Source organism: Rhodococcus sp. UYP9 (assembly GCF_040547235.1).
Classification (GTDB): domain Bacteria; phylum Actinomycetota; class Actinomycetes; order Mycobacteriales; family Mycobacteriaceae; genus Rhodococcoides.
The window spans coordinates 141,774-157,414 of sequence record NZ_JBEPPH010000005.1 but is presented as its reverse complement, the minus strand read 5'-3'; the positions used below and the strand labels follow the sequence as shown (position 1 = coordinate 157,414).

Below are 15,641 nucleotides of genomic sequence, written 5' to 3'. Positions count from 1 at the left end.
ATCTTTGGATCCATACCCCGGGGGAGTGGCAGTAGGAGATCAGGATTCCAGTTGCCTGCCGGGTTGTCTGTACGTCGATCGGATTACAGAGCAGGCGTGTCTGTGGGCCGGCCCGGAGACGGTCCGGGGGTTCGGTATCCCGTGCAGCAAGACGATCCGCGTCTTGTTCCACGAAAGGAACTCGGCCATGTCGTTGACACAGTCGACACGGAGCGCTGCAGGAGTGAACGGGGCCTTTGACACGTTCTGGAAGGCGGTTCGCAGCACAGACGCGTATCCGGATTTGCTGACGAACCTGGGCTTCGACCCGGACAGCGTGCGAACGTCAGCCGATTTTCTGCACATTCCACCCATGACCAAGAAGAACTACCTCGCGATGTACTCTCTCCCGCAATTGATTCCGGGTGGAGATGTTGCATCCGCGTGCCTGTGGTCGTCGAGCTCGGGGTCCTCGGGCACGCCGACGAACTGGCCGCGCGCGGAACTGTCGCTACAACAGAGCGTCGACCTCCACGAGCGCATCCTGCGGCAGCATGAAGCCGACCGTAAGTCGACACTGGTCGTGGTGTGCTTTGCGATGGGCAACTGGATCGGCGGCATCTACACGATGCGGGCGGTGGAGGAGCTCCGCAAACAGGGTTTTCCAGTGTCGGTTGTGACGCCCGGTGTTCATGTCGATACCGTTCGCGAGAACATCGGCTCGCTCGGGCGTCACTACGAACAGGTACTGATCGCCGGGTACCCACCCTTCGTCCGTGACGTACTCGATGGAGCAGGTCAGCACGTACTCAGCCAAGATCTGAAGTTTCTTCTGGCCGGCGAAAGCATCAGTGAGGCCTGGCGAGACGGAATACTCGCGTTAGTCGGCAAGTCCGATCGTCCAGAGGACATCTGCTTGGTCTACGGAACTGCAGACGCGGGAATGATCGGTCACGAGACACCGACGACCATCGCTGTTCGACGCCTGGCCGTCGGGGACGCCGAGCTCGATGCATCGATCTTCGGCGGCACTGCAGCGTCGGCGACGCTGGTGGAATACGACGCGTCGATGCGGTTCGTCGAGACTGATGACGAAGGGTTCCTGCTGTTCACGGTCGACAACACGATTCCGCTGATTCGGTACCGTATGAATGACATCGGTGAGGTGTTGAGTGCCGACGAGATGCGGCGCAGGCTGTCCGACGCCGGTCACACCGTCGACGTCGCGGCCTCGACTGCGCACTCAGGATTCATCGTTCTGAAGCGTCGGGCAGACATCGCGGTGTCGTTCTATGCGGTCAACATATATCCCGAGCCAGTTCGTACGGCTCTCTCCGACCCGAGGCTGTCCAACACCGTTACGGGAAAATTCGTCATGACAACCACCGCGCAGAAGGACCTGCGCGGCGCGCTGTCTCTGCACGTGGAGTTGCGGCCCGGCGTCGGATCGGCCGAGCGTGCAGATGCTGCGTGTGCGGACCTCATCAAGACCGCCGTCGTGGATGCGTTGGTCGCGGCAAGCAGCGAATTCGAGGAGCTACACGGTCTTCTGGGAACTCTGGTCGAGCCGGAGGTCACCTTCGGAACGTTCGCCAGTGATGGCTTCGAAGTGGACGTCAAGCTACGCCATATCCAGAAAGTGAGTGGACAATGATCGAGGTACTCCATCCCACCGAGGACGCGGCCAGGATCAGGGAATTACGCAGACCCAATGCAGGACTGGCATATGTCGACGGCTGGGCGACAGCGCGTTCGGAGCTGATCGCCATCGATTCCTTCGGCTCTCTGCCCTTCGACTGGAGGGACGAGCGTGACGTGGACCGATCGAGTCGCTTCGTCCACATCCCATGGCGATCGACCCTGGTCCGTCTTCCGGACAGTGTGCACTTCTACCGTCTGCGGACCGCACGCAACCGATTTCTACTCGACGACGACGAGCAAACCACGTGGGGCTCGGCCCTGATCGGAATCGCGGGGCTGAGCGTCGGATCGTCGGTGGCGGTGGTATGTTCGCTGACCGGCGCCCGTCGCTTCCGTATCGCGGACCCCGATACCCTGGGCCCGAGCAATCTGAACCGGCTACAGGGTTCGGTGTGTGACCTGGGCGTGGCGAAAGTGACTCTTGCGCAGAGAAGAATTTTGGAGATCGATCCGTATTCGGATGTGTCTGGGTTCCCTGGCGGTTACACGAGTGCGGACGTGACGTTTCTTCGATCGTCGGGCGGTGAACGGCTGGCGGTGTTGGTGGAGGAGATGGACGATCTCGCGATGAAGTTGGAAATTCGCCTCCAGGCCCGCGCATTGCGCATCCCCGTCGTGATGGCAACCGACAATGGCGACAACGTTATTCTCGACGTCGAGCGCTACGACCTCGACGCAGATTACCCACCGTTCCATGGCAGAGCCGGGGATCTGACAGAGTGCAGCGAGTCCGAACTCAACGAGCCCGCAAACCGAATGCGATTGGCCAACGCGATCGTCGGGAGTGACGTGACGCCGCGCACGAGGTACTCGCTCACTCAGGTCGGACGGTCACTGCCGTCCTGGCCCCAGCTCGGGACGGCCGCAAACGCGGCTGGCTCGACGGCGGCGTTGGCGGCGAGACTGGTGGTGTCGGGTACGGACCTTCGATCCGGTCGATACCGCGTCGATCTGGACCGAATTCTGCTCGGTGAGTCGGCATCATCGGCAACACGGTGGAACGAGTTGGACGAGAGCGCATTCCTGAGGTCGATGGCGCAGCACTAGTGTCCGCCTATCGGCCGATTCCCACGCCTTCGATCGACGCCTAATCTGGGTTGCGTAGCGTCCGAACGGGCGCGGGCGCTGCGCAATTCGGGGGGACTAAATGGGCGACGAGTTCGACCATCCGCACGGCACACATTTGCCGGATCCAACGCTCGATTCGACGCCCGGTGACAATGTGATACCGGACGAACGATGGTCGAGGTACATGAAGGCAGCGCTCCCGGAACCGGCGACCGTGTTCGAAGAGGTCATGCAGCTCAGCGCGTCGTACTCAGGGGTGATCGACTGCGACAAACTCCTCGGAGCAGTCGAATCGGCGGTGTGGGACCGACTGTACGAACTGACGGCCCGTCGGGAAGACATCAGGTGGGACAGCCTGTGTCTACTGCGAGCGTCGGGCGGGTTCGATCATCGTCGGTTGGCGGCGTTCCTCAGCACCCGAGGCGCGGTCGGTATTGCGGTGAACGACAAACTGAGCGGCTATCTGACTCGGCTGCTACCGCGGCAACTGACCGCCGCCGTGTATTCAGGACGGTTCGACGCCGCCTGATCGGTTCTGCGCACTCGTCGGAACCCTGGCCTCGGCGACGGTGTGCGTCAACGCTGCCCACACGATGGGAGAATGTTCGATGCTGGCAGGGCTCGATTCCCACTTCGTCAGTTGCTCTCGCTGCCAGTGATGCACCAGACCGATCGGGTCCTGGCGAGAGTGGGCACGGTCGACGGCCAAAGCCAACTCGACCGTGGGGAATACCGATCTCCGAACTCCTGCAACAGAATGGAATGCGTGGTCGGTCGGCAGAGTCCATCGGGTCGTGGTGACGAGTGAAGCCCCCGAGTCCACCATGGCGATGACCAGACCGAACGTCTCTACCGACCGGAAATCGACGCCGCCCTCACACGCTATGAGTGCCACCCTGGTTGGCACCGGCCAGATCTCATGGCCGGACTGGGGGCCGTCCGATGCGTACAGAGCCCAGACTCTCTCGTCCGTGCACTGCTGGGTCCCCAACAGAAGGTCCAAGGCGGACAGCGGCAGGTGATCGTCCGGTCGAGCAGTGGCAAGAGTGCCACTCTTGGTCCGTGGTCGGAGCGGCTGCGCCATCCCCCATGATGCCGAACCGGCCGCCCCGACGGTGTCGTGTAGGTGAATCGACGCAGATCCAGGTTCGTCGGCTGTGGACGACACATGGCCGAAATAGAAGAACCGGGATCGCGGAGCGTGAAGTTGACGAGACAGGTCGAGCCTGCTGATGATCTGCGACGTGTTCAGTCGCGTGTGCGAACTAGTGTTTTTCACACTGGCTTCGGACGAAATTCCCCTGATGAGTGCATTCTTGGCGAGCCCCGCCAACGTTCTTCCCAGTCCATGCTCGACGGCCCGGATCGGTAACGACGGATCGAGAACATGAAGTGCAGGTAGGTGGCTCACCTCCGCCCATCGTGGAGGAAGCACGGTGCGCTCGGCGTGGACGGTGGAAGGCGGGTCGAAGGTGATGACGGCTACATCCAGCAGTCGCCGGCCGGCATCGACGAACAGCAATTCCCACGGCACGCGCGCCAGCCTCGGACTTGGCGTGATCCTCATATGCACAGCACCGTGGCTGTCCGCGCGGTCGATCAGTTCCGTTCGCAAGGTCTCGGGTAGCACCGCTTCGGTGAGCTGCGCGGACAACAGGCGTTCCTCGGCGAGGTTCGTGAAGGCCCCGTTCACCAGTGCGCGGTGGGCGGCGGCTTCCCTGGATTCGTACTCGTCGTCGTCGCTGCTGCTGCCGCTGCCGCTGCCGCTGCCGGCGAGAGGCAGAGGTGCCAGGAGCGCGCGATCGAGAAGATCGAGCGCAGCGCTCGCCTGTGCAGTGTCGAGCTTGATGGCGCTCGGCGAGGCTGGATTGTCGAGCCAGGTCCACGACAGATAGGTGGGGCCTGCGTCAGCCGCCCTCAGCAAGACGACGGGCCAGGAAGATCGATCGGCGTCCAGGTGGTCCGTCACCTGCGCACATCGAGGTCGGAGTCGTCGAACTGAGGTGCCCGGAGAAGTTCGGTCAATAGAGGTTGTGCACCGAGTTCAGGCGTGTGGGACTCGATCCGTTCGATGAACGCTCGGATTGCGTCGATACGAGCTGCCACCAAGGCGAGCAGGGGCGTGGATTCGACGCCGCTTGACGTGCGGACGCGCTCGAGCGCAGCGACCGCACAGTCGGCCGCATCGAGGGCGTCAGCGGTGAAACCGTCCGCGACCGACTGCGCAGCGGCGGTTGCCTCCTCGTCTGCCGAAGCGTCGACCGTGTGGAGTGCAGCCGTCGCCGAGCGGCCCAGACCCCACGCTTCGATCATGTTGCGGTCGGCGTCGATCAGAGCCGGGGCAAGTCGTCCCAGACGGAGGTCTCGCGGATCACCGGTGGAGTCGAAAATTCCGAATGTCGCCGTCTCGAACTCTGCTTCCTTAATTGAAAAACTGCCCGTCAGGATGGTTCCGGTCGGCACCATCGGCGTCGTCGCGAGCAGCTTTCCCGAGCTGTCTGCAGCAAATCCGATCAGTCGGGAGGCTTCGGCGCACTGCGGATCCACTCCAGAGGCGAGTGGAACAGTCAGGACCAGCCGAGGTGGTCGAGCGCCGGTGTCGAACTCGGCTCGCAGTTCGGGCACCCGGGCCCCTCTCCACTCCAAGATCCTCGGCGGAACGAGATGAGGATCGACGAATGCCCTCTGCACTTCCGAGCGAGCGGTCGAGTCACCTCCGGCCAGGTCAATCCCGACAAGATCGAACGCTTGGGCCTCGACCAGATCTTCGAGCCATCGAATCAGCAGTTCGTCGTCGACGGTATCGATAGCGGCGATCGTGTCGATTCGTCCCGACAGGGCCGCAATGGCGTATCCCCAGTCCTCGCCGATCGTGACCTCGCGCGCGAATGCGGCCAGCAAAGCAAGTTCGGACGTTGCGCTACTGCAGGTTTCACCGTTTTCGCAATCTTCGGTGAGCATCTCCAGCGCCGGGGAAGCCGCGGCTACCAAACGCGCGGCCCCGTCGTGATCGCCGGTGCGGTAACGCGCGCCCGCCTCGTCCAACATGAGTGCACCCTCGTCGATCGGGGAGAGCTCCCATCTCGCTATCGCTGAGGTACGGGCCCGACGTATCCACGTCGGAACAAGATGCAAGGTATCGCATTCGGTCTCGGATCCAGTACGAGCGGACTCGACGATCTGCGCTACGTCCGGCTCTGCCACCGCGTCGGAGAACGCCTGCGCGTTGCTGTCGCGAAGAACTCGCCAACTCAACAGCGTCGATGTGTCGGCGGCGTCGACAACGACGTCGACGCCCGGTGCGATTTCGACGGCGACTTCCGCTACTGCCGGCGCTAGCCCACTGTCCCAACTCGATCCTGTTGTATCGGATAGAACCAGCCGGCTCATGACGTGCTCTCCGTCAGTAGGTTCCAAGTCTCACGATACCCGTGGAGAGTACGCAGGACCTCTGCTGTTTTTTGGGCCCAGGTCTGACCTGAGGCTCTCTGGCCGACGACCTCAAAGCCGTCCCCGCCGAGGATGTCGTCGTCGTGAAGCGAGATGGCCAGCGCTCCGCGCAGCAGTCGAGTAGCGAACGAGATCGATGCCTTCCGGTTCTCCGCCAGGGTGTCGGCGGGCCGTTCGGTATCGTAGCGGTGAGCGATCGCCCGTTCGACCTGTCCTGATTCGATGTTGTCCACGAGTTCGGAGTAGTGATCTGTCTCGAGGTTCGCGTACGCGCCCAGTATCTCCAGGACTGTCCTACGTTCCCAGCAGGTGGACGTGCCGCCCGCCGTCCACTCCCAAGGATTCGTCGACTCCACGTCGCTGTTGGACACGTGCTCCCACGCTTGGCGGAACAGAGCGCGGAGCATAGCGCTGCGGTGTCCGAGGTCGTGGTCAGGAACCAAATAGAGCTGCGGCTGGGTGAGAACCGTGTCGATGTCCGCCGGCCGGTCGCTCACCGACCTATGGTGTTCCTCGCGTAATAGCTTGCGTTGCAGGTCCTGGGTGGCGCGTTTGAGATTGGATCCGTACACCCGAGCAATCAGTTCGTCATCGAGTGGAACAGCGTTGATGTGGAGTCTCAACAGATTCCGGTTGGCACGACGCCATGCTTCGCTGGCCACGTCTGCGGTCGTGTAGAGAGTGCTGCCCTGGAGCAGAGGTGTATCCGTCGCCGGCTGATCGGCTGCGCGCGCAGTCAGGAACTTCGAGAGCGTTTCGTCCACGAACCGCGATTCGACCGGCGTCGGCAAGCGGTCCGCAGCGTCGGGCTCGCCATATCTCTCGGTGAGATCGTCCAGCGCGGCAATCAGCGTCGCGCGTGTGCTTTCATCGAAGTGGTCGTCCGTGCGTTCCAGGTATTCGGTCAGCTTGCCGCTGTATGCCCGCATCGCAGCCGCCACGATGGCGTCTCGATAGCTCTCCAGGTTCTCGACGAATGTGTCGGCATGGGGACGGGAAGCCGTCACGGTCCCGCAATCCACCTCCGCGATCATCGAGTTGCGGGCAGCTGTTCGCGGTGGGCCGTCCTCGTACCTGCGGACCGCCGTCGATATGGCATTCGGCAGGCCCCTGGGACGTTCACGTTTCACCTCGGTGACGACGCCTGCCGAGCAACGAGCAAAGGGGTCTGCGTACTGCGCTGTGACGGTAGAGACGTCGTCCCAGATGTCGCGTTCGTCGAGAACCTGATTGATGCCTTGCCTCATTCGTCGGGCTGCTTCGGGTGAAGTCGTCTGCACAACCCAGGCAGTGGACCCCAGTTCACTCATCCATTTCGCCAGATCCTCCGCGAGATGCTTGACGTTCGGTTTGGGCTCCGGAGCAGCCTTGACCCAGAGCTGGATCAGCTGGGTGCGGGAGATCGACTCGTCCGCGACACGTCCGGTCCTCGATGTGTCGGCGGCCCACCACCCACTGGTTACCCAAGAAATGTCGGATGATCGATAGGGCATGTGCTGACTCCTCTTGCTCTGCTACGCCGGTGACCGCGTTGGATAGTCACGGCGATCATGGTGCCAATGTCTGGTCGGCAAGCCCAGCAATGTCATTCGCTCGAACGACAGTGACGCTCGCCATCGTGTCGTGCTCGGCGAGGTCAGCACCGAACCCCATGCGAGTCGAGTTCGATTCGCGTCATTGAATGACTTTCGCGGCCAGGCAAGATCGGTGATCATTGGCTACGTGACTGCGATCGTCGTCGTGCTGGCCTTCTCGATGATCATCGCCCACTTCCTGCTCGGACGACGGGCGTTCGCGCGTGGTGACCGACCATCCGGCGGCGGTGCGCTTGCCGGTGTCAACCCCGACGGTGTCGCCTTTCTGGGCGGCTTCGTGGCGGTCGCCGCCCTCGTTCAGCTCAGTGCTGCGGGCCGAATCGACATCGGGTCGGCCTTTGTAATCGGGTCCTTTTTCGCTGCCGTAGCGTTCGTTCTCAGCAAGCTTCGACGCGTTCCCGGCGTCGAGCAGGCCGGAAACCTGCTGTACTCGCTGCTCGGACTAATCGCGCTCATACCCGCTCTGGCCAGTGTGACCGAACCTCAGATCTGTGGCGTCGAGACCAATGTCCCGTTGCGTATTTCAGCAATCGCCTTGTTCGTTCTGGTCGCCGTGGTCAGTGGGGTGGCCGGATTCTTCGTCGGAGGACTGCGCAGTTCGGTGGTGAGTAGCGTCGGCCTGGGGTGGTTCGGAGCGGTCGACGTGGTCCTGTTCCTCACGTCGCCGGTCGGGGTCGTGGGTGGACCCGGGCCGATGGTGCTGGGGCTGAGCGCAGCCGTCGTACTCGGTGCGATCATCGGGGTCGCACCTGAGCTCGGACTCATGACCGTCGGTGTAGGCCTCGCCCTGATCGTTATGCTGACCTCGGCCTACGGATCGACTGTGGATTGCCAGGACGCGGACTCCGTCGGATCCGTCTCGGCGTTCGTCGCCTATGGGGTGGTGTTCTGCGTTCTCCGGTTTGTACTCGGCACACGGTTCAGGGACAAGGTGCAGTAGACGATGACCGAAGACGCTTGGCCCAGTTCGGTTTTTCTGACCGGACTCGATCTGTTGGACCAAGGCCGGACCATCGAAGCCCTCGGTGTCATGTGCGCCGTGTTGGCGGACTGCGAATCGGCGGGTCATGCGCACCGTATCGCGCATTGTCTGAGGTGGATCGGCGCTCTGCAATTGGAACTGGGTGAGCTGGACTCGGCTGTGGATTCGCTCAGGTACGCGCTCCGACTTCTCGTAGACGGAGACGGAGACGTGGACGTGGACGTGGACGATGTCGAGTTGACCGGGGACTGCATGGGGATCCTCGGAATGGCGCTGTCTGATCTCGGCGAGGCGCACGAAGCGGCGAAACTTCTCGAAGCGACTTGTGCGGTTTGCGCCGATTGGGGTGACATCGAGTCGGAGGGGTTGTATTCCAACGCGCTGGGGGAGGTATACGAGAAACTGGAGACTTTCGGCCCAGCGCGTCGCGCCTATGCACGTGCCGCGGAGTGTTTCCGGCTCGCCGAGCACTGGGCGGAAGCGGCCGACAGCAGCGAGAGCGCTGGGACGTGCTCGATCGAGATTGACGACTCCGTGGGCGCGCGGAACGCATTTCGAACTGCTCGGGACCTGTACGAGCGTGACGGCGACGAGGTCGGCACCGCGCGTTGTCGGTTCTTGTTCGGGCTGTGCTCGGGCTTGAATAATATCGACGAAGCCGAGATCGAATTACTCTCGGCGATAGACTATTTCGGCTCGACCTCACACCCAGATATGGAGGGCGACTGCTGGGAGCAACTCGGCGAGCTCTATCTGGACGCGGAGCGGGTAGACGATGCCTTCACTGCCTTCGGAAATGCACTCGACCGTCACCAGGAGACGACCGGCGGCAAACGGAGCGCGCACTGTCACCGACAGCTGGCTCGACTGCATGCACACCGACGGTCGGTCGAACCCACTATCGCGTCACTCACCGCGGCCCGAGACATCTATGCCGATGTCGAGCCTGCAGAGGCTGTCGACATCGACATCAGTCTCGGCGGGATCCTCGAAGATCTGGGCAGGATGGATGAGTCGCTCGTTGTCTACTCGAGGGCCAGGCATGTGAGCGTCGTTCTCGATGATTCTGTCGCAGTAGCGTTGTGCGACATGCACATCGGTACGGTTCACATGCACATGGGAGATCACACCGCGGCGGACTCCTATCTGTTACGGGCCTCGGAGGTGTTCGCCGCGTCGGGAGAGCGCTTCAACCACGCTCGAAGTCTCAGATACCGTGCCGCGGTTAGAAGTGCACTGGCGGAGCTACCTGCCGCAGAAGTGCTGTTGTTCGAAGCGCTTCGCGTGGTGCACGGGCTCGAGGAATCAGCCGGGCTGGTGAACGATTGCCGACAGGACCTGGCGCTGCTTCTGTATCTATCGTCAGACTATCAAGGCGCTATCGACAGACTCGGAGAGGTCCGCGCAGAGTACCTTCGACAAGGGAAAAGGGAGCAAGCAGACCTGTGCCTGCAGAACATCGGTGCAGCGTATTCATCTCTCGGCCGCTACTCGGACGCAGAACGTGCACTGGTCGAATCTCGGAACGCGCTTGAGAAAAGCGGGATATCCTCGGCTGCAGCATCATCCGACGCGCACCTCAGTCAGCTGTATCTCGAGACTGGAAGGCTGGAGGAATCCGCGCAGGCCTTCGAACGCGCTCGGCGTGCTTTCGAGTCGATGGGCGCCACCGATCGTGTTGCAATGCTCGACCAGAATCTGGCCGGCCTGTACATCTCGCGGGGCGAACTCGACGCAGCCGAGGAAGGATTTCTCCGGGCCACCGCACTGTTCACCCGCCTAGGCCAGAGACAGAAAAGCGCCCTGTGTCGATGCAACCTGGGTGCCGTGGCGATTTTGAAGTCCCAGTTCGCCAGGGCCGCCCATTTGATCGGGGAGGCGCTGAAGGAGTTGAGGCAAGACCCCGCTCATCGACGCACAGTCGCGTGGGCAGAACGCAATTGTGCCTGTGCAGAACTGTTGCTGGGCAACAAAGATCGCGGACTCGTACATCTCGGTGCCGCCCGGACCGCCGCTCTCGAACTCGGCACGATGCTCGATGCAGCCAAGTGTGACTACATTGCGGCGTTGTGGGATGTTTCCGATACTGGGGACGACAGACTGCGCGAAGCGGTCGACTTGGCTCTCCCCGCACTGCAATACCTCGACGCCCAGAGGTTTCAGTTCAACTCTGCCGCTACCCGCGAAGCCTGGGCGAAAACTGTCGCCCTGTGGACCTCGAACCTGTTCGACTGGGCATATCGTTTGGGCGACGAGGCGCTGATGGCCGAACTCATCGAATCTGCGATCAACTCGGGGACCCACGTCTCCGACACATCAACCGACCTCAAAGCAATTTCGATGGATCTGGCATCATTTGGTCACGAGATCGACGGTGGCGTGAACGTACCGGCGCTCGACATCGGGACGAGGGCAGGTTCACTCATTGCCGGCGCGATTCTGCCTATGCAACCTCCACCTATGCTGGTGATGCCTGACGGCCGCATCGCCCTCGACCCGTACTTCCGTGCCGTGGACAGTCGATACGGCAAGCAAACGCGACCCTCTGCCGTGAGCGTCGTGTGACCCACGGGTCGTTTCACGTAGACAAGATGTAGCTCATCCCGGCAATGTCCTCGCGGACGAAATCGACGTACCCGTTCATGTCCATGCCCCGGATGTAGCGACCGTCCGCCGGGTCTCGACCTGTCCAGAAACCTGCGCGACGTTATCAACAGTCCCGACTATCGGGCTCAACACACATCGTTGCCAAGTGCTGGATCGAAATCCTCACCCATGGACGGGAAGTACCATTGCACCGTCGAGTAGGCGCGGCGTGTGTTGCACGTCGAGATGTCGTATGCGACGACCTCGGCCGGCATCATCTCGGCGTCCGCCACGGAATCGACAACATAAAACGCGTTTCCGTGACCGGTTGCGCGTTCGCCACCCCAAGAATCCCACACGATGTCGCTGACCAAACCGCTGGGGGATCCGCCGAAATATATCTTGACGGGGGTTGTTTCGCCATATCCGTCGGAGTATGAGGGTGGTCGGCCGCCGAGGACAATGTTCGGATCCAGGTCGGAGACCGTCGGCGCGAACGCTGGGGGAGCAGAGTGCACCGGTTCGCATTCGAACGTCCCAGTTTTGGCGAGCCTGTTCGAACTGGTGTATTCACCGGGCACCCTGTTCGTATCCTTCTCAGCCCACTCCCCGTTCGCCCAGTCGGAGGTGACAGTCTCCGTGTACGCACCGCCCGGAGTCGGTGTCCCGTAGCTGCTGTCACCCTCCGTCGTGACCACCCCGACCGATCCTGGCTGCGGGCATCGCACCAGAACTCGTAACCCCTCGGTAGGGACCGTCCATGCAGTCGCGTCGTCGAATTCGGAAGCAAGGACGGGGGGAGCGGGAATGACCACGGGTCCGTCGTCCCACCCGATCACGCCGAACAGTTCCGAACCGCCGAGCCCGAATTTTCCGTCGACGACGATATCCGCGCCCTGCTCGCGCGTGATGTGATAGGCACCGACGAACACGTTGGACGGTGTGATGTCGCTGCGGAGGATGTGCTTGTCCTCGACACTCGCAGTCGAAACCGTGCCGCCCGTGTCGATGTGGACGCTGACCAGACCGTCGACCAATTCGATGGCCACGTTGTCCGAGTTGCCGTCACCGTCGACGTCGACGGACGCAACGACCTCACATAGACCACGGGTCCCGTCGCATGGGTTGCCTGCTGGTGCTCGCTGGGTAGCCGACGCTGTGTCGTCGACGTCGACGGCCGACGAGGACGCCACCGCGTCAGGCCCTTTGGTGGTCTCGCCGCCGTCTTCACCGCACGCAGCAGACATGAGCAACAAGGACGCTGCCATGAAACTGAAGACTTTCAATCGCCGCATATCGATGAATGTAAAGCGGCTGACCTCGGATAGGTATCCGACGATTGATCGACGATGGCCGTGCGAAATAAGACATTTGGTCCCGATTCTGTGAACGAAAGACACCGGTCCACCAACCCACACGATGCGGACAGACCCCCAACTCCTCGAACACGGCGTTCGGAGTCGACTTCTCGACTGCCTCGATCGGTGCCGCGCCAGGGTTCAGATGGACTGATGCGGCTGGCCCCCGAGCCCACGCAACAGTAAATCCGCAATGAACTTCGCGTTGTCCTCCGGGGTGTTGTTCCGACGGGTGAAGCACCGCATGAGGAGCGTGTTCGTGATTCCCGCGGCTAGGTCGACCGGGCTGCCGATCAAGGCCAGAGTCCCGGAATCCTGGCCCTGCTGTATGACGGGTCCGATGATGGACGGAATGTTGAGCTTTTGCTTGATGGATAGAAGGCCGTCGGGTTCGCCGTAGGTATCGTGCGCCACGGCCACCAGCATCGCATCCATGAATTCGATCTCGTGGGCAGCCAATCGCGCGCAGCGGAGCAAGAAGTTCTCGATGATGGTGACTTCGTCCGTCCCGATGAGGAGATCATCCGCCACAGTCTCCCGCAGAAGGTCCACGCGTGCTTGCAGCGCTCCGACGAGGATGTGCTGTTTCGTCGGGAAGAGCTTTTTGACGGCGGCACGCGGTACGGCGGCATCGTCCGCGATGTCGTCGATACGCGTCATGAAGTATCCGCGTTTGCCGAATTCGATGCGCGCAGCGTCGATGATGGCGGCCCTCGGATCACGCGGTCGAGGCCGCGTCACGACCGGTTCGACGGGCGCGACCACGTCGTCAAGATGCTGGTGCCGACCGGATGTGTCCACCACCGCACCGAGGAACGCAAGCACTGCATCGGCGACGCCGGCCGCCGAGACCGCCGCGGGATCGACTCGGCTGCGCAGGCGGAAGCCGTCGAGCATCGCGTTGACGGTCATGCCTAGAGTTCGGACCGTGAACGGTCTGCGCATCGTGGCATCGGCCTGCTCGAACAGTGCTTCGTACGCGGCCACGACCAATTCGTCTCTACGGCCGTAGTCCGCCTTCAACGCCCGCTTACTGCCGAACGCTTGCGCCAAAACGGTTCTGGCCGACAGGGCGTCGTTTACGAGTACGTTGAAGGTGTCCGCCGCCAGCGAGACGACGGCGGGGTTCACTGCCTCGGCGTGCGTCCGACGGCTCAGCCGCACCGCGTCCCGAACGGCCTCAGCGGTCGGCCACCCGGATTCGGTCAGTCGTGAGACGAGGGCGTCGACGAACTCGGATTTGGTAGTGAATCGTCGGAAGAACGTCGCCTGTGACGCACCCGCACGGTGGACGACATCTTCGCTCCGCAACCCCCGGAGAAGAACCTCCCGTGGCTGTTCGGCCAGCAAAGAAATTCCGGCCTCGACGAATTGCGACGCCAATGCATCGTGCTCGGTCAATCTCTGCCCCTTGCTCATTTATTCGAATGAATCCACGTCCATCAGCCAAATGAAGCTGTGTCCACAGCAGGATCCCGCCACGGCACCTAGCGAGAGTACTCACTGTCACTCGAGAGCGGTGGCTATCGGTGCGCGGAGTGACCTGGGCGGCCCAATCCGCTTGCATAGGGATTCAATGCGCGCACGTCACCAGGATGTGCGGCACCCAGAGTGAGGACCGCGCGTGACAATGACAGATTCCCTCGACCCGGACATAGCCCGAACAACCCGGCCACGCGGCCCACGCCTCAGTACACGAGAGGTCGAGGTTCTGCTGGCGTGGATCAAGTCGGACTCGAAGTCGGCGGTGTCCGAGATGCTGTTCATCGCCCCCGGCACCGTGAACACGCATCTGAGCCGAATCCGGACCAAATACGATCAGGCAGGACGGAGCGCCTCGACGAAGGCCGCACTACTCGCGCGGGCCATCCAAGACGGATTGATCGATCTTCACGAACTGTGACGTTCGACCCCACGAGGTATGCACTGGCGCCTCCCGCAGCCGGTCCATCTGTGGTATGAGTCGCCGAGGTGGTCTGGATGTTTGCGCACCCGTGCCGTCGTCATCATCGAGTCCCCGGTGACGATGACGTCGAGACTGGACAACCAAGCCTGGTTCCATGGCTCTCAGTACGGGAGGCATTGTGGTCGAATAGATTTCGACAGACCTCCAACTCAGATCGACGTTCCCCACGGCATCGGTTACTACACATGCTTCCTACTGGTGCAGGTCACAAAATGTGTTCGTGTGGCGGCGCATTCAGCGACCGACATTCGAAGAGTCGACCACCGAACAGCAGACAGACTTCGCGACCGCGGATTTGTAGATTGAGGCCATCGATCGTTGGTCAAACACCTGGAGATGCTCAATGCGCAAGAAAATGTTTTCGCCGCTAATTGCCTTGATCGCTATTGCGACTTTGTTTTCGACAGTAGGCGCGACGGCGCACGCCGGCCCGATTGTTGATTTGGGTTCCGGTGTAGTGGAACTTCCGATCCCAGACATTGGCAATATGGCGACAGGTAGCGCAGGCGACGTTCTCAATTCCGTTGCTCCGCTGCTTGGATCAGCCGAGGCCCCGGGCACGGTGCCGGGATTCCCCTTCGTTCCGCTCCCCCTGGCTCCACCGGCAGACGATCGAGTCGTCGGCGGTTGGTACGGAACCTGGACCGTCTCCGACGGAACCTACCTGGCGGCGCTCAACATCAGCCAAGCTAACCCGCTACGTGCAAATATCGATATACCAGGCCGGCCATGCAACGCGGACTGGACAGAAGAGAGTCGAAACGGTGCCGTTGTGGTCGTGCGAGCGACCGTGCTATCAGGCAGCTGCAGTAGCAACACCTGGCTCATGACCCTCACCGAGAACTCAATCTACGCAACCGATTCCCAGGGACGCACAGTGTCGGTCGAATTCCGTAGAGGCTAGGCACCGCCGACCCGGAATTTGTCACAGCGAGACTATTTCAGCTAAAAAGCGC

The 15,641-nt window shown here is 61.8% G+C and carries 12 protein-coding genes; 7 read left to right on the top strand and 5 right to left on the bottom strand.

Annotation, left to right across the window (positions count from 1 at the left end):
* Positions 1-352: 352 nt before the first annotated feature.
* The 3 genes from ABIB36_RS16050 to ABIB36_RS16040 all read left to right on the top strand — a co-directional run bounded on the left by ABIB36_RS16050 (position 353) and on the right by ABIB36_RS16040 (position 3,277).
* Positions 353-1,633, top strand: a complete 1,281-nt coding sequence (locus tag ABIB36_RS16050; protein WP_354560951.1) for a phenylacetate--CoA ligase family protein — start codon at positions 353-355, stop codon at positions 1,631-1,633.
* Positions 1,630-2,727 (top strand): ThiF family adenylyltransferase, encoded by a 1,098-nt coding sequence (locus ABIB36_RS16045; RefSeq protein WP_354560953.1) that lies wholly within the window; start codon positions 1,630-1,632, stop codon positions 2,725-2,727. Before ABIB36_RS16050 ends, ABIB36_RS16045 begins: the two co-directional genes overlap by 4 nt.
* 100 nt (positions 2,728-2,827) lie before the next feature.
* Positions 2,828-3,277, top strand: a complete 450-nt coding sequence (locus tag ABIB36_RS16040) for a hypothetical protein (protein ID WP_354560956.1) — start codon at positions 2,828-2,830, stop codon at positions 3,275-3,277.
* On the opposite strand, the gene ABIB36_RS16035 is transcribed toward ABIB36_RS16040, so the two are convergent.
* Genes ABIB36_RS16035 through ABIB36_RS16025 form a run of 3 tightly spaced genes read right to left on the bottom strand, consistent with a single transcriptional unit; the run spans position 3,254 to position 7,691 of the window.
* Entirely contained in the window at positions 3,254-4,717 is a 1,464-nt protein-coding gene (locus tag ABIB36_RS16035; protein ID WP_354560958.1) for a hypothetical protein, read from the bottom strand. The two genes, ABIB36_RS16040 and ABIB36_RS16035, sit on opposite strands and share 24 nt — an antisense overlap.
* On the bottom strand, positions 4,714-6,138 hold the full coding sequence (locus ABIB36_RS16030; protein ID WP_354560960.1) for a hypothetical protein: 1,425 nt from the start codon (positions 6,136-6,138) through the stop codon (positions 4,714-4,716). The genes ABIB36_RS16035 and ABIB36_RS16030 overlap by 4 nt, the downstream gene beginning before the upstream one ends.
* A complete protein-coding gene (locus ABIB36_RS16025) occupies positions 6,135-7,691 on the bottom strand; it encodes a hypothetical protein (RefSeq protein ID WP_354560962.1) in 1,557 nt (518 codons plus the stop codon). The genes ABIB36_RS16030 and ABIB36_RS16025 overlap by 4 nt, the downstream gene beginning before the upstream one ends.
* A 229-nt stretch (positions 7,692-7,920) precedes the next feature.
* Between ABIB36_RS16025 and ABIB36_RS16020 the strand changes: the two genes are divergently transcribed.
* The gene (locus tag ABIB36_RS16020) at positions 7,921-8,733 is read left to right on the top strand and encodes a hypothetical protein (RefSeq protein WP_354560964.1); all 813 of its coding nucleotides are present in this window, start codon (positions 7,921-7,923) and stop codon (positions 8,731-8,733) included.
* 3 nt (positions 8,734-8,736) lie between these two features.
* A complete protein-coding gene (locus ABIB36_RS16015; protein WP_354560965.1) occupies positions 8,737-11,340 on the top strand; it encodes a tetratricopeptide repeat protein in 2,604 nt (867 codons plus the stop codon).
* A 167-nt stretch (positions 11,341-11,507) separates the two neighbouring features.
* On the opposite strand, the gene ABIB36_RS16010 is transcribed toward ABIB36_RS16015, so the two are convergent.
* Positions 11,508-12,656: a hypothetical protein gene (locus tag ABIB36_RS16010; RefSeq protein ID WP_354560967.1), complete on the bottom strand. Its 1,149-nt coding sequence runs from the start codon at positions 12,654-12,656 to the stop codon at positions 11,508-11,510.
* A 204-nt stretch (positions 12,657-12,860) separates the two neighbouring features.
* On the bottom strand, positions 12,861-14,138 hold the full coding sequence (locus ABIB36_RS16005) for a TetR family transcriptional regulator (RefSeq protein WP_354560969.1): 1,278 nt from the start codon (positions 14,136-14,138) through the stop codon (positions 12,861-12,863).
* 211 nt (positions 14,139-14,349) lie between these two features.
* Here ABIB36_RS16005 and ABIB36_RS16000 point away from each other — a divergent pair, with 211 nt between their 5' ends.
* Entirely contained in the window at positions 14,350-14,622 is a 273-nt protein-coding gene (locus ABIB36_RS16000) for a LuxR C-terminal-related transcriptional regulator (protein WP_354561227.1), read from the top strand.
* 550 nt (positions 14,623-15,172) lie between these two features.
* Positions 15,173-15,589, top strand: coding sequence for a hypothetical protein (locus tag ABIB36_RS15995; RefSeq protein ID WP_354560971.1), 417 nt, complete (start codon positions 15,173-15,175; stop codon positions 15,587-15,589).
* The last annotated feature ends 52 nt before the right edge of the window (positions 15,590-15,641 follow it).

What these genes read in the sequence shown, in the direction of transcription:
- ABIB36_RS16050 (WP_354560951.1), top strand. Translation starts at nt 353, where the DNA reads ATGACCAAGAAGAACTACCTCGCGATGTACTCTCTCCCGCAATTGATT.
- ABIB36_RS16045 (WP_354560953.1), top strand. Translation starts at nt 1,630, where the DNA reads ATGATCGAGGTACTCCATCCCACCGAGGACGCGGCCAGGATCAGGGAA.
- ABIB36_RS16040 (WP_354560956.1), top strand. Translation starts at nt 2,828, where the DNA reads ATGGGCGACGAGTTCGACCATCCGCACGGCACACATTTGCCGGATCCA.
- ABIB36_RS16030 (WP_354560960.1), bottom strand. Translation starts at nt 6,138, where the DNA reads ATGAGCCGGCTGGTTCTATCCGATACAACAGGATCGAGTTGGGACAGT.
- ABIB36_RS16025 (WP_354560962.1), bottom strand. Translation starts at nt 7,691, where the DNA reads ATGCCCTATCGATCATCCGACATTTCTTGGGTAACCAGTGGGTGGTGG.
- ABIB36_RS16015 (WP_354560965.1), top strand. Translation starts at nt 8,737, where the DNA reads ATGACCGAAGACGCTTGGCCCAGTTCGGTTTTTCTGACCGGACTCGAT.
- ABIB36_RS16010 (WP_354560967.1), bottom strand. Translation starts at nt 12,656, where the DNA reads ATGCGGCGATTGAAAGTCTTCAGTTTCATGGCAGCGTCCTTGTTGCTC.
- ABIB36_RS16005 (WP_354560969.1), bottom strand. Translation starts at nt 14,138, where the DNA reads ATGAGCAAGGGGCAGAGATTGACCGAGCACGATGCATTGGCGTCGCAA.
- ABIB36_RS16000 (WP_354561227.1), top strand. Translation starts at nt 14,350, where the DNA reads ATGACAGATTCCCTCGACCCGGACATAGCCCGAACAACCCGGCCACGC.
- ABIB36_RS15995 (WP_354560971.1), top strand. Translation starts at nt 15,173, where the DNA reads ATGGCGACAGGTAGCGCAGGCGACGTTCTCAATTCCGTTGCTCCGCTG.